The organism is Methyloversatilis sp. (assembly GCF_051861465.1).
Lineage (GTDB): Bacteria > Pseudomonadota > Gammaproteobacteria > Burkholderiales > Rhodocyclaceae > Methyloversatilis.
Window position 1 is genome coordinate 359089 of record NZ_JBHYCQ010000002.1, and the last position, 13969, is coordinate 373057.

At 66.3% G+C, this 13969-nt stretch carries 13 protein-coding genes; 8 read left to right on the forward strand and 5 right to left on the reverse strand.

Annotated elements, in window-relative coordinates; genetic code table 11:
• Positions 1-350 precede the first annotated feature (350 nt).
• Both groL and groES read right to left on the reverse strand, forming a co-directional pair.
• A complete protein-coding gene (gene groL / locus ACTIFF_RS03975; protein ID WP_439535658.1) occupies positions 351-1997 on the reverse strand; it encodes a chaperonin GroEL in 1647 nt (548 codons plus the stop codon).
• A gap of 45 nt (positions 1998-2042) precedes the next feature.
• A complete protein-coding gene (gene groES, locus ACTIFF_RS03980; protein ID WP_069038271.1) occupies positions 2043-2333 on the reverse strand; it encodes a co-chaperone GroES in 291 nt (96 codons plus the stop codon).
• A gap of 642 nt (positions 2334-2975) precedes the next feature.
• On the opposite strand from groES, the gene ACTIFF_RS03985 reads away from it, so the two are divergent.
• From ACTIFF_RS03985 to msrA, 7 genes are all read left to right on the forward strand, one after another.
• Complete coding sequence (locus ACTIFF_RS03985; RefSeq protein ID WP_439535659.1) at positions 2976-5024, forward strand: diguanylate cyclase domain-containing protein; 2049 nt, start codon at positions 2976-2978, stop codon at positions 5022-5024.
• 136 nt (positions 5025-5160) lie between these two features.
• Positions 5161-5649: a VOC family protein gene (locus ACTIFF_RS03990; protein WP_439535660.1), complete on the forward strand. Its 489-nt coding sequence runs from the start codon at positions 5161-5163 to the stop codon at positions 5647-5649.
• Between the two features lie 71 nt (positions 5650-5720).
• Entirely contained in the window at positions 5721-6080 is a 360-nt protein-coding gene (locus ACTIFF_RS03995) for a YciI family protein (protein ID WP_439535661.1), read from the forward strand.
• Positions 6081-6202: 122 nt separating this feature from the next.
• Positions 6203-6616, forward strand: a complete 414-nt coding sequence (locus ACTIFF_RS04000; RefSeq protein WP_439535662.1) for a YciI family protein — start codon at positions 6203-6205, stop codon at positions 6614-6616.
• A gap of 16 nt (positions 6617-6632) precedes the next feature.
• Positions 6633-7922, forward strand: coding sequence for an RNA polymerase sigma factor (locus tag ACTIFF_RS04005; RefSeq protein ID WP_439535663.1), 1290 nt, complete (start codon positions 6633-6635; stop codon positions 7920-7922).
• Positions 7923-8275: 353 nt separating this feature from the next.
• Positions 8276-8776 carry a peptide-methionine (R)-S-oxide reductase MsrB gene (msrB, locus tag ACTIFF_RS04010; protein ID WP_439535773.1) on the forward strand — a complete coding sequence of 167 codons (501 nt, stop codon included), beginning with the start codon at positions 8276-8278 and terminating at the stop codon, positions 8774-8776.
• A gap of 5 nt (positions 8777-8781) precedes the next feature.
• Positions 8782-9399 carry a peptide-methionine (S)-S-oxide reductase MsrA gene (gene msrA / locus ACTIFF_RS04015; protein WP_439535664.1) on the forward strand — a complete coding sequence of 206 codons (618 nt, stop codon included), beginning with the start codon at positions 8782-8784 and terminating at the stop codon, positions 9397-9399.
• Positions 9400-9729: 330 nt separating this feature from the next.
• Here the strand turns inward: msrA and ACTIFF_RS04020 are convergent, their stop codons facing one another.
• Positions 9730-10296, reverse strand: coding sequence for a hypothetical protein (locus ACTIFF_RS04020; protein ID WP_439535665.1), 567 nt, complete (start codon positions 10294-10296; stop codon positions 9730-9732).
• Between the two features lie 303 nt (positions 10297-10599).
• Between ACTIFF_RS04020 and ACTIFF_RS04025 the strand changes: the two genes are divergently transcribed.
• Positions 10600-11682 carry a glycosyltransferase family 8 protein gene (locus ACTIFF_RS04025; protein WP_439535666.1) on the forward strand — a complete coding sequence of 361 codons (1083 nt, stop codon included), beginning with the start codon at positions 10600-10602 and terminating at the stop codon, positions 11680-11682.
• 108 nt (positions 11683-11790) lie between these two features.
• Here ACTIFF_RS04025 and ACTIFF_RS04030 read toward each other — a convergent pair whose 3' ends face one another.
• Complete coding sequence (locus ACTIFF_RS04030) at positions 11791-12714, reverse strand: PEPxxWA-CTERM sorting domain-containing protein (protein ID WP_439535667.1); 924 nt, start codon at positions 12712-12714, stop codon at positions 11791-11793.
• Positions 12715-13033: 319 nt separating this feature from the next.
• On the reverse strand, positions 13034-13915 hold the full coding sequence (locus tag ACTIFF_RS04035) for a LysR family transcriptional regulator (RefSeq protein ID WP_439535668.1): 882 nt from the start codon (positions 13913-13915) through the stop codon (positions 13034-13036).
• Positions 13916-13969: the final 54 nt, after the last annotated feature.

Here is a 13969-nt window from a genome sequence, read left to right on the forward strand (position 1 = left end):
CTCGATGAGCGCGTGACTGCATTGGTCATTCAAGTGTAAGGCAGATGTAAGCCCACCTGAATATTCTGCAGTTCTCCGTCTTTTGGTCTTCGGGGGCGCAACCGGCACGCCGGCACCCGCTCCGGAGGGTGCCCCATTTCCCTGCACGGGGCATCCTCCGCCACCTTTTCTTTCCTTCGTCGTTTCCCGTATTTCTCCCGAATCCGTTCCAGGCCCGGCCCTTCGTCCGGAACGATAGTGCCGTCCACACGCCTGGCCCAGACCGATTGTTAACGAAAAAACCCGCTCGCGCGGGTTTTTTCGGAGTCGGGTGACCGGGTGCAGCCACCTTACGGTGGCCGCGTCGGACATTACATGTCCATGCCCATGCCGCCCATGCCGCCCATACCGCCCGGCATGCCGCCGCCAGCCGGCTTTTCTTCGGCCAGCTCGGCCACCATGCAGTCTGTGGTGAGCATCAGCGAAGCAACCGATGCGGCGTTCTGCAGCGCGGTGCGCGTGACCTTGGTCGGGTCCAGCACGCCCATCTCGACCATATCGCCGTACTCGCCGGTGGCCGCGTTGTAGCCGTAGTTGCCCTTGCCTTCCTTCACGTTGTTCACCACGACGCTCGGCTCTTCACCGGCGTTGGCGACGATCTGGCGCAGCGGCTCTTCGACGGCACGCATGATCAGCTTGATACCTGCGTCCTGATCGGCGTTGGCGCCCTTCAGGTTGCCCAGGTTCTGCAGTGCGCGCACCAGCGCAACACCGCCGCCGGCCACGATGCCTTCTTCGACGGCAGCACGCGTGGCGTGCAGCGCATCTTCGACGCGGGCCTTCTTTTCCTTCATTTCGAACTCGGTCGCAGCACCGACCTTGATCAGCGCAACACCGCCGGCCAGCTTGGCCTTGCGTTCCTGCAGCTTTTCACGGTCGTAGTCGGACGTGGCGGCTTCGACTTGCGTGTTGATGTTGGCAACACGGGCCTTGATCGCGTCTTCCGTGCCGGCGCCGTCGATGATGGTCGTTTCTTCCTTGCCCACTTCGATGCGCTTGGCCTGACCCAGATCCTGCAGCGTGGCCTTTTCGAGCGTGAGCCCGACTTCTTCGGCAATCACGGTGCCGCCGGTCAGGATGGCGATGTCTTCCAGCATGGCCTTGCGACGGTCGCCGAAGCCCGGTGCCTTGACGGCGACGGTCTTCAGGATGCCGCGGATGTTGTTCACCACCAGGGTTGCCAGCGCTTCGCCTTCGATGTCTTCGGCAATGATCAGCAGCGGACGACCGGCCTTGGCGACCTGTTCCAGGATCGGCAGCAGATCGCGGATGTTGCTGATCTTCTTGTCGTGCAGCAGGACCAGCGGGCTTTCCAGCACGGCGATCTGGCGATCCGGGTTGTTGATGAAGTACGGCGACAGGTAGCCGCGGTCGAACTGCATGCCTTCGACCACTTCCAGCTCGTCGTTCAGGCTCTTGCCGTCTTCGACGGTGATGACGCCTTCCTTGCCGACCTTGTCCATCGCCTCGGCGATGCGCTCGCCGACCGACGTGTCGGAATTGGCCGAGATCGAGCCGACCTGGGCGATTTCCTTGGTGGTCGAGCAGGGCTTCGAAATCTTCTTCAGCTCTTCGATAATGCCCGTGACGGCCTTGTCGATGCCGCGCTTCAGGTCCATCGGGTTCATACCGGCAGCCACGTACTTCATGCCTTCGCGAACGATGGCTTGGGCCAGCACGGTGGCGGTCGTGGTGCCGTCACCGGCGACGTCCGAGGTCTTGGAAGCGACTTCCTTGACCATCTGCGCGCCCATGTTCTCGAACTTGTCCTTCAGTTCGATTTCCTTGGCGACCGACACACCGTCCTTGGTCACGGTCGGGGCGCCGAACGAACGCTCGAGCACCACATTGCGACCCTTCGGGCCCAGCGTCACCTTGACGGCATTGGCCAGAATATTGACACCGGTCACCATCCGCTCACGGGCGGAATCACCAAAACGTACTTCTTTTGCAGCCATGTTCAACTCCTTGAAAGTTTGAAAGATTCAGGTTGCAGGAGGCGATCAGGCCTCGACCACGCCCATGATGTCTTCTTCGCGCATGACCAGCAGTTCTTCGCCATCGACCTTGACGGTCTGGCCCGAGTACTTGCCGAACAACACGCGGTCGCCTGCCTTGACTGCCAGCGGGCGGATCTTGCCGTCTTCGAGAATCTTGCCTGCGCCGACGGCGATGATTTCGCCCTGATCCGGCTTCTCTGCAGCGGCATCGGGAATCACGATGCCCGAGGCGGTCTTGCGCTCTTCTTCCAGACGCTTGACCAGCACACGGTCGTGCAACGGACGGATTTTCATGCAATGACTCCTTGAAAAATAAATCGCGACAAAGTCGCGAGATGGTCGATATCTGGGCGGCGCGCCTTGCACACCGCTTTGTTAGCACTCACTGCCAACGAGTGCTAATAATAGGGGCTCGATGTTGCAATTTCAAGTACTGATCGCGAACGGCGCCCCTGAAGGCTTGTGGGGGCACTGCTTTTTCGGGCACTGCTTGTTTGGGCACTTGCCTGTGGGAGCACTTGCCTTTGAGAGAGGCGGCCTCGCCGCGATACGCACGCTGCACAACGACCATCGCGACACTGATCGCGGCGAGGCCGCCCCTCCCACAGGGTCGGTGCCAGTCGCGGCGAGGGCGGAGCGGGGGTTTCGGCGAGCACTGCTCGCCGCCCGCAGAGCCGGCCGGCCATGCAGGGCCGGCAGTGGATCGCCGCTCCCACAGGCCGACGCTCTGTCGCGCACTTATATATATGCGGCGGCGCCATCCACCCGGTCCGGCCGCCGCCCATCGACACCTGTGCCGACACCGGCGCCGAACCCGTGAAGGGCGTTGCGCAGGAATCACAATTTGATGTCTTCAAGCCTTGAACGGTGTGCACAAGCCCGCACAGCTTGGCATCATGTCAATTGGTCCCCTCATCTTCAGTCTTACCGAAACCGATGCCTGCCCTTGACAGCCTGCACACGCGCCTGCCGCTCACGGCGCGCATCTTGCTGTCGATGGTCTTCGTCGCGCTCGCCACGCTGCTGCGTCTCGTGCTGCTGCCGGTCGACGCGGGGCTGGTCTATCTGACGTTCTACTGGGGCGTCGTCGTCGCCTTCTACCTGTGCGGCCCGGGGCCGGGCGTGCTGAATGTGGTGCTCGGCGGAATCGCCGGCGTCTACTTCTTTTCGCAGCCGTACTCGAGTTTCGGCATCAGCCAGAACGGCATCGTGTCGCTGCTGGTGTTTTCGGCGACCAGTGCGCTGATCGGACTGGTCGTGGTCAAGCTGCAGTCGGCGAGTGCCGCCACCCGCAAGACGCTGGACGCGCTTGCACTGAACGAAGGCCGTTATCAGGCCATCGTCGAAGGCCAGACCGACTTCATCTGCCGCTTCAGGACGGACGGTCAGGTGCTCTATGTCAACGATGCCTACTGCCGCTACTTCGGCGCGTCATCGGACGACATCTTGCGCGGCAAATGGCACCCGCGTGTGGTGCCCGAAGACCTGCCGCACATCGAACGCGAACTGGCCCGGCTGTCGCCGGACACCCCGGTGGTCGTCATCGAAAACCGGGTATTCGTCGCCGACGGCAGCGTGCATTGGGCGCAGTTCGCCAACCACGCTTTTTTCGACGACCGCGGCGCGCTGCTGGAGGTGCAGAGCGTGGGGCGCGACATCACCGAGCGCAAACGCCTCGAGGCCCGGCTCGCTGAGTCATTGAACGAATTGCGCGACCTGTACGAGTACGCGCCGTGTGCCTATTACTCCCTGTCGGCCGACGGCACCATCCTGCGCATGAACGAAACCGGGCTGAACTGGCTCGGACGCACCCGCGGCGACGTCATCGGCAAACTGAAGCTGCCCGATGTGCTGACCCCGGAAGGCCAGGTGCTTTTCGCCGAAACCTTCCAGAAGTTCAAGGCCAGCGGCGCCGTCAGCAATCTGGACTTCGACCTCGTCAGCCTCGACGGCGACCTGCGCCGTGTCAATGCCAGCGCCACCGCCGTGACCGGGGCCGACGGACAATTCCTGATGAGCCGGTCGGTCATGTTCGACATCACCGAACTGAGCGAGGCGCGACAGGCGCTGCGCCAGCTGGCGCGCGAGCAGGATGCGATGCTCGACAACGATCTGGTCGGCATCGTGAAGCTGCGCGACCGGCGGATCATCTGGGCCAACCGGGCGACGCACCGCATCTTCGGCTACGGGACCGGCGAACTGACCGGCCGGAACACACGACAGCTGTATGCCGATGACAAGGCATTCGATGTATTCGGGCATCAGGTGTATTCCCATGCCGGCGCGGGCGACGTGTTCCGCCTGCAGTTCGAGATGGTGCGCAAGGACGGCGGGCGCATCTGGATCGACGCCAGCGGCACCCGCATGTCGGCCAACCACAAGGAATGGCTGTGGATCTTCGCCGACATCACGCAGCTGCGGAAATCGCAGGAAAGCTCCGAATACCTTTCGCTGCACGACGACCTGACCGGCCTGCCGAATCGCCGTCTGCTGAACGACCGCCTGATCCAGGCCGTCAGTCAGGCTCGACGCTCGCGGCGGCCGTTGATGCTGTGCTACCTCGATCTGGACGGCTTCAAACCGGTCAATGACCGCTGGGGTCATGCCGCGGGCGACCTGCTGCTGCAGCAGGTCGCCGCGCGGCTGCTCGGCTGCGTGCGCACGAACGACACGGTGTGCCGGCTCGGCGGCGACGAATTCGTGCTGATGCTGACCGACATGGAAGAGGCCGACGAACACGAAGCGGTGATCGCACGGGTGTCGGCAGAGCTGGCCCGGCCGTTCTCGCTCGGCGCGGACCAGCACGCGATCGTCACCGCCAGCATCGGCATCGCGGCGTTCCCGGACGATGCGGACGAGGCCGAACCGCTGCTGCAGCGGGCCGACGAGGCGATGTATCAGGCCAAGGCCCGCGGTCGCAACTGCACCCAGCGCTATCAGCCGATGGGCCAGGCGCTGTTCCCGACGCCTGACCGCCGGGGCTGAACCGGGTCCGCGCCGGGCAGGCCGACGTTCGCCGGAAAAAGCGGGCGTATCGTGTCGATCCGGCGCGGCCTGTTTCGTCGTCAGGGTGCAGCGCCCGCTTTCGGGGCGCCCGACACCTGCCCAGGAGAACCCGACCATGTCCCACATCAAGCCCATCCCCGACGGCATGCACACCGTCACCCCGCATCTGGTCTGCGCCGACGCCGCCGCGGCCATCGCCTTCTACCGGTCCGCTTTCGGCGCAGAGGAACAGATGCGCCTCGCCGCGCCGCAGGGCAACATCATCCATGCCGCCATCCGCATCGGCGATTCGACGGTCATGCTGGTCGATGCCTTTGCCGGCTGCGGCCTGTTCGACCCGACTCACCTGGGCGGCTCGCCGGTCACGCTGCACCTGCAGGTCGCCGACGTGGACGCCGTCGTCGCCCGCGCAGTGGCGGCCGGTGCAACCGTCACGATGCCGGTCGACGATGCGTTCTGGGGCGACCGCTACGGCAAGCTGAAAGACCCGTTCGGACACGAGTGGTCGGTCGCCACCCACCTGCGCGACGTCAGCCCGGACGAACTGCAGGCCGCGGTGCGGGCGATGTGCAGCACCGATGCGGGCAACCCGGGCGGCCAGTGAGATCGCACTGGGGAGCGGTATCCCGTTCATCCAACCGACCGGCACCGCCGGTCCCGAAGAAGGAGCACACCATGCCGCACATGTTGTTGATCGTCGAACCGGTCGGCCAGCGCGCCGAACGCACCGAAGAAGAAGGCCGCGCGCTGTACGACAGCATGATGCGTTTCGGCGCCGACCTGCAGGCACGCGGCCTGCTGATCGCCAGCGAATCGCTGCACTCCACCGCGTCCGGCGCGCGCGTGGAGACGCGCGAAGGCCGCACCAGCGTGGTCGACGGGCCGTTCGCCGAAGCCAAGGAAATGGTCGGCGGCTTCTTCCTGCTGGCCACCGACAACCGGCAGGAAGCGATCGACATCGCGCGCGCCTGCCCGGCCGCCACCTGGTCGACGGTGGAAGTGCGCGGCGTCGGGCCGTGCTTCGAAAAAGGCTGAGTGAAGAAGGCTGAGTGAAAAAGGGATGAGTTACAAAGGATGAGTGACGCACGCGACGGCGCAGGGCCGCCCGTGCGCTGTCCGTCCGTCGCATTCGCACGCAACCGCAGGGGAAGCCCGCCATGCGCTACATGATCATCGTCAAGGCCACGCGCGACACCGAAGCCGGCGTGATGCCCGAAGAACCGCTGCTGGCCGCGATGGCCGGCTATCACGAAGCGCTCATGCGGGCGGGTGTGCTGCTCGACGCCTCCGGCCTGAAGCCGAGCGCCGACGGCTGGCGCATCCGCTACCGCGGCAGCGCGCGCAGCGTGACCGACGGACCGTTCACCGAGCGCGCGGACATGATCGCCGGCTACACGCTCATCCAGGTGAACAGCCGCGAAGAAGCGCTGGAATGGACGCGCCGCTTTCCGAACCCGGCCGGCGAAGGCGTCGACGCCGAAATAGAAGTGAGGCAGCTGTTCGAGCTGGACGACTTCGCGCCGGGCGAGGCGATCGACCGCTTCCGCGCGATGGACGCCGGCGCTTCATGACGCACAGGCGCGGCCGATGAGCGCGCCCGACATCCACCGCACGCTCGATGCGGTGTGGCGCATCGAATCGGCGCGCATCGTCGGTGCGCTGGCGCGCCGGGTGCGCGACGTCGGCCTGGCCGAAGAGCTGGCGCAGGACGCGCTGCTGACGGCGCTCGAACAGTGGCCGGCGAAAGGCATCCCCGACAATCCGGCCGCCTGGCTGATGACCGCGGCAAGGAACCGCGCGATCGACCTGTTGCGCCAGCGCACCCTGCACGCACGCAAGGCGGACGAGATTGCGTTCGAACTCGAAGGGCAGTTGCAGGATGGCGCACCGCCGGCACCCGACGCCGCGCTCGAAGCGGCCGTCGACAACCCGCTCGGCGACGACGTGCTGCGTCTGGTGTTCATCGCCTGCCACCCGGTGCTGTCGCTCGAAGCGCGCGTGGCGCTGACACTCCGCCTGATCGGCGGCCTGGGCACGCCCGACATCGCGCGCGCCTTCCTGATGCCGGAAGCGACGATCGCCCAGCGCATCGTGCGCGCCAAGCGCACGCTGGCCGAGGCGCGCGTACCGTTCGAACTGCCGCCGCCGGCCGAACTGGCGCAACGGCTGTCGTCGGTGCTGAAGGTGATCTACCTGATTTTCAACGAAGGCTATTCGGCCACTGCCGGTGACGACTGGATGCGACCGACGCTGTGCGAAGAGGCACTGCGGCTGGGCCGCATCCTGGCCGTGCTGGCGCCGGCCGAACCTGAAGTGCACGGACTGGTGGCGCTGATGGAAATACAGTCGTCGCGGCTGCATGCGCGCGTCGATGCAGCCGGCGCGCCCATCCTGCTGCTGGCGCAGGACCGCAACCGCTGGGACCGGCTCCTGATCCGGCGCGGCCTGGCGGCACTCGAACGCGCCGCTTCACCCGACGGTTACGGCCCGTATGCGCTGCAGGCCGCCATCGCCGCCTGCCACGCGCGCGCCGCCACCGCCGCCGATACCGACTGGGGCCGCATCGCTGCGCTGTACGACGCGCTGGCCGAGCGGGCGCCGTCACCGGTGGTCGAGCTGAACCGTGCCGTCGCCCTGGCCATGGCCTTCGGGCCGCAAGCCGGGCTCGACATCATCGACCGGCTGCTCGATGACCCGGCGCTGCGTCACTATCACCTGCTGCCCGGCGTGCGCGGCGATCTGCTGGACAAGCTCGGCCGGCTGGACGAGGCGGCAGCGGAGTTCAGGCGCGCGGCGGCACTGACGCAGAACGGGCGCGAGCGCACACTGCTGCTCGAACGCGCCGCACACTGCGCACGCAATGCAGGGGGCGGCTGAGCGGACGCAACTGAAGTCGCAGCCGATCCGGCAGCGGATGCCGGGACCTGTGCGAGCGCCGCAACCGGCGGCAACGCCCTGGTCCCGCCGCCCGCGCACCGCCGCCGGTTCGCACCCTCTTTCACACCGCGGGATTTCGCGGCCCTCCGCACTGTCCGACACAGCAGGGCGCATTTCCGCCCGAACATCGCATGGGCTGCGTGTCGCAATGCGTACCCATGCCGCCGGCCGTTGTAAGCCTGACCCTGCCCTGCCGGTCTGATCCTGCATGAGGCTGCCCGACCCGGGCATGTCCGCTGAGGCGCCCTGCGCCGCACTGCATACCTACGAGGAGATTCTGCATGAACCGACACATCAACCGACGCGAATGGCTGGGCGTGATCGCAGCCGGCGCGCTCGGCGCCTTCGCCGCCCGCGTGATCGCGGCCGACGCACCTGCTGTCGCCACCGGCGGCGCACCCACCCCGCTCAAGCTCAGTGACGCCGAATGGCGCAAGCGCCTGTCGCCCGGCCAGTACGCGGTGCTGCGCAATGAAGGCACCGAGCGTCCGCGCAGCAGCCCGCTGAACGAGGAAAAGCGCCGCGGCACCTATCACTGCGCCGGCTGCGATCTGCCGCTGTTTTCGTCCGACACGAAATACGAAAGCGGCACCGGCTGGCCCAGCTTCCACACGGCGCTGCCCGGTGCGCTCGGCACCAAGACCGACTTCAAGGCCATCCTGCCGCGCACCGAATACCACTGCGCGCGCTGCGGCGGCCATCAAGGTCATGTGTTCGACGACGGCCCGGCGCCGACCGGCAAGCGCTACTGCAACAACGGCATCGCGCTGCGTTTCGCGCCGGCCGAGACGTGAGCGCCATGACGAAACAGCTGATCGGCGCACTGGCCGGCGCCGCGCTGTGCGCGGTCGTGTTCGCGCAGGCGCCTGCCGCTGCACCGGCCGCTCAGCCGGCGGTTGCGAAAGCCACTTTTGCGGGCGGCTGCTTCTGGTGCGTCGAGGTCGATTTCGACAAGGTGCCGGGCGTGCTGTCGACCACCTCGGGCTACACCGGCGGCAAGACCCCCAACCCGACCTACAAGACGGTGTCGTCCGACACCACCGGCCACGCCGAAGCGGTGCTGATCGAATACGACCCGGCGAAGGTGAGCTACGAACAGCTGCTGGCCCATTTCTGGCGCAGCATCGATCCGACCACGAAAGACCGCCAGTTCTGTGACGCGGGCCACTCCTATCGCAGTGCCATCTTCGCGCATGACGCCGCGCAGCTCGACGCCGCGCGGCGCTCGCTGGCCGAACTGGAAAAGACCAAGCCCTTCAAGGCGCCCATCGTCACCGAAATCAACACGGCGAGCACCTTCTACCCGGCCGAGGACTATCACCAGGACTATTACAAGAAGAACCCGGCGCGCTACCAGTATTACCGCTGGAGCTGCGGCCGCGATGCGCGGCTGAAGGAAGTGTGGGGCGGGAAGTGAAGTGCCATGTTGCCGGAAGCCGGGACGATGCACGAGTTCAGGCGCGCGGTGTCGCCAGCGCGGACGGATTGGCTCTTGCGAAGGGCAGCACAGTCGCGGTTTTCGTAGGAGCCGTCCCACGGTCGGCCCTGCATGGCCGACCGGCTCCACGGGCGGCGAGCCGTGCTCGCCGACCCCCCCGCTCCGCCCCTGCAGGCGATCCGGTCTCAAAGCACGCGACGGCGCACGATCAACGTGCGGATCGCGGACAGGGTCCGCTCCTACGCGGAGCGCACCCGGTCTTCGCGGGCGCCGGTCCACGGCGGGCGTTGCGCGTCCATCCGCACGAATTCACTCCGGGTGCCGGATGAGGTTCGGCGTGTCGCGCGGGTCGAAGTCGTCCCAGTCGCCGGCGGCGATCGTGCCGTCGGCGCGTTCGATCTGGTCGGCACCGAGCGCCTCGAGGATGGCGATCACCTGTGCCTCGGTGCCCTGCCCGTTCATCGCCACGGCCACCACCATCCCGGATTCACGCTGCGGCAGCGCGTTATCGGTACCGGCCTCGTCCTCGCCGCCCTCCTTCATCTGCGAAAGGCTGCCCACCAGCGTGCCGATATGCGCACCGACTGCCGCGCCGAGGACCGAACTTACCGGTCCCATCACGGCGATGCCGGCCACGCCCACGGCGGCACCGATGGCACCACCGGTGGCCGCGCCGCGCAGCAGGCCCTCGTCGGCTTCGGTTGCACCGGGTGATTCGTCGCGGTCGCCGCCGACCGGATACAGATCGTGCTGCCCGGCCGGATTGACATAGAAGGCACTGATGCCGTCGCGCGGGAAGCCCGCGGCCAGCAGTTCGGTGATGGCGAGTTCAACCTGGTCCTGGCGCTGCAGGCGCCCGGCGATGATGGATGTCATGACGGCCCTTTTCTGTGAATGCCATGCGGATGCCGGGTCACTGCGCCACAGGGCGCCCGACGACATCCGCGATGGACGCGCGCCCGACCACCGGGCGCTTTGACCGCTGCAGCATGGCAGCTGCGATGTGCCGGGTCTGTACGGTGGCGAACCGGTGCCGTGGCCGCGCCTGCGCACGTCGGCATCCTTTCCGGATACGCCCCACCGTGCGGCCGGACCTTGCGTTAAGCGGCACTTAATGTCGCGCGTTCAGGATGTGTCCATCCGCCCGCTCAGACGGGCAGCTTTCCGGACCGCCACCGCATGACGCACCATGACATCCGACAGGGCGTGCCGCACGACACTGCCGTGGTCATGGCGTGCGACGCGAACTACGCGCCCTACGCGTTCTTCATGGCCGAACAGATTGCGTTGCTGCACCCCGACCGCACCTTCGACATCTGCCTGTTCTCGCAGGATGACCTCGTGCTGCCACCGGGGTTGCTCGGCACCGGACTCAAGCTGATGAAATTGCCGCCCGGCAACCCGTTCCGCACGGGCACCCAGGCCGATCGACACGGCGCGGCGGCCTACCTGCGATTGCTGATTCCCGGCGAGGTCACGGGCTGCTACCGGCGCATCCTCTACCTCGACAGCGACATCATGCCGATGAGCGCGGGCATCGATCAGTTGCTCGAGATCGACCTGCTCGGCGCGGTCATCGGCGCGGTGCGCGACAACGTGCAATGGCGCACGCCAGGGCGGCGCGTCCCGGAGAACCGCACGCTCGGCCGGCCGGCCTCGCCTTACTTCAACTCGGGCATGCTGCTGATCGACGTCGAACGCTACCAGTCGGAACGCATACTCGGGCGCTGTCTGCAGGTGCTCGCCAAGTCGCCCGAAGCCGTGCTGCGGCACGACCAGTCGCTGCTCAACCTTGCGCTCGACGGCGACTGGACGGAACTGAGTCCGGTGTGGAACTGGCAATACACCTGGTCGTCGCGCTTCTTCTCGGATCTGGTGGAGCCGAAACTGGTGCACTTCATAGGACCGAACAAGCCCTGGCGCGACACCGCATGCACCTTGCCGCCGCGCTTTCGGCGCGCCTACCGGGCGTTCGCCCAGCGTCATTACCCTGCGCGAGCGGATCTTGCCGCCATCGACCCGGCGCGCCGCGGCTGGCCGCCGAAACTTGCGCGTGTCTACCTCAAGCACCTGCTGAGCATCGGCGCCATGACCGACTACCTGAACCGCTTCGACACCGACTTTTCCTGCCGTCCCGCGACGTGGAAGCCGGCGGTCGCGCCGCGCCGCCGGGTTGCTGCAACCTTCAATATGCCCAGAGGCACCGGCTTACGTGCTGCACGGCATCCGGGTTCGCCGCGCAGCGCAACCGCAAGCCGCTGACGCCGCCGACGTCCAGCCCTGCCGCCCCGACGTCCGCACTCGCACAGGTCATCAGCCGGTCGGCGTCATGGCCGGCGGTGCGGGCAGCGGTGGTACCTGACCGGCGGCTCAGTTCCGTCGGGCGCGGGCAGCGAATCCCGCCAAACCAAGGCCGGCCAGCAGCATGGCCCAGGTCGAGGGCTCGGGAATCGGCGGGGCGGCGGTCAGCGATCCGACGAAATGCGCGTCGTCGGCCAGACCGTTGCCGGCAGTGAAGCCGATGTAGATGCCGCGGCCGAGGAAGTTCGACTCGTCGTCATACAGGTCGGTCGCGACGGAACTCCAGTCGGCCGAGGACCACTCGACGCGATAGCTCTGACTGGTGAAGGCCTGCAGGATTTCGAAGGACAACGTGCCTGTTTCGTCCTCGTCACCCGACGGCGTGAAGCCCACCGTACCGAACCACTGGTAGTAGTCGGCCGGCTGGATGTCGGGCAGGCCGGTTTCCGTGAATGCCAGGGGGCTGCTGCTGCCGTCGCCCAGAATCTGCACGCTGACCGCGTGCGGTTCGTTGTCGAAATTGAAGGTATCGACGGCAAACGCATAGCCGTTCATGCCGCTGCCGCCGTACCCTAGGTCGGAACCGCCCGTGCCGAGCGCAGGCGTGCTGCCGGTCATGAAGAAAGTCAGGCCGTCGCCTTGCACACCCACCGGGTTGCCCTCGCCATCGACGCCTCCGGAATGCGCGACAAAGAACCGGAACGAAACCTCGAACGGCGCATTGAAATCGACAATGAACGGCCCCGGCGCGAACGCCCCACCGACCGATCCGCCGCCGATGCCGCGATTGAGCTGCGCATAGCTGTCCGTTGCATCGCCAAGATCGTTGTTGAATGCAGTGGCATCGCCCACCAAGGTCCAGGTGCTGAAATCGACGTTGGTCGTGAGATCGATGAAATTGGCGTGCGCGACCGGCGACAGACCGGCGAGCGCGAGTGCGATCAGGGGGGCGGTGACCCGCTTGCGGATGGGTTTGATGGATGCGCAGTACATCTTCACTCCTTTGGCGAGACCAGGAAACGAAGCAACCAGAAGGGCTCGCGAATCGAGTGCCGAGGCCGCGAGAAGACGTCGTGCCCGCGCGCGCGCAGAACCGGCATGCTCGAGGTCACGATGCACACGAAGCAACGCAACCGCCGTGCCAGCCCTGGAGAAACCACGCAAGCCATTGATTCATTGTGATTGTCCGCACAAGAATCGCGGCCAGCGACGACAGCCTTTCACAGACTGTCAAAAACACCGACAAGCCGGTTCGGGGCGACGCCCCTGAATCGTCGGGTACACGCTGCGACGTCGAAGGCGAGCGGTTCCTTCATCGCGCCAGCCGCTCTGCCAGATCCTCGATCAGCAGCCGTACCCGGTGCGGTACGTGGCGATTGCCCGGCAGCACGGCGTAGACGCCGAGTTCTGGCGTGTCGAAGGCGCTCAGCACCGCCACCAGTCGGCCGTCCGCCAGCCACGGGTCGAGGATGAAGTCGGGCTGGCACGTGATGCCCATGCCGCGGGCGGCGGCCTCGGTCAGCACGTCGCCATTGCTGGCGGTCAGTCGGGCGCGCAGCGGGATGGCGACCGTCTGGCCGTCGACGCTGAAGGTCCAGCTCGGCGTGGCGTTGGCGGTGTAGCCCAGGCACTCGTGGTGGGTGAGATCGTCCGGGCGCTGCGGCGCACCGTGACGCGCAAGGTAATCGGGTGACGCGGCGACGATGAGACGGCTGGTGGCCAGGCGCCTTGCGACGGTGGCGGGGTCGAGCCGTGCGGTGACACGGATGGCGAGGTCCATGCCCTCTTCGATCAGATTCACCCGCCGGTCGTTGTAATCGATGTCGAGGCTGACTTCGGGGTAGCGCTGTGCAAAATCGAGCAGCAGCGGCGACAGCCGTTTCAGCCCGTAACTGAGAGGCGCGCCGAGGCGGATCGCGCCGCGCGGCGTCTGCCGTGCCTCACCGATGCCGGTTTCGGCCGCTTCGACCAGATTCAGGATGACGCGACACTTTTCCAGATAGGCGGTGCCCGCCGAGGTCAGCGACAGCCGGCGCGTGCTGCGCGCCATCAGCTTCACGCCGAGATGCGCTTCGAGCGCGGCGATCTGCCGCGTCACCACCGAGCGCGCCACATTGAGCTGCTGCGCCACGGCCGAAAAGCTGCCCAGTTCGGCCACCCGTACGAACAGCTGCATCGCGTCCAGTCGATCCATTGTTGTTGTTCCAGCAACGATCAATTACTGATTGTGTCCTATTTCGGCGCAATG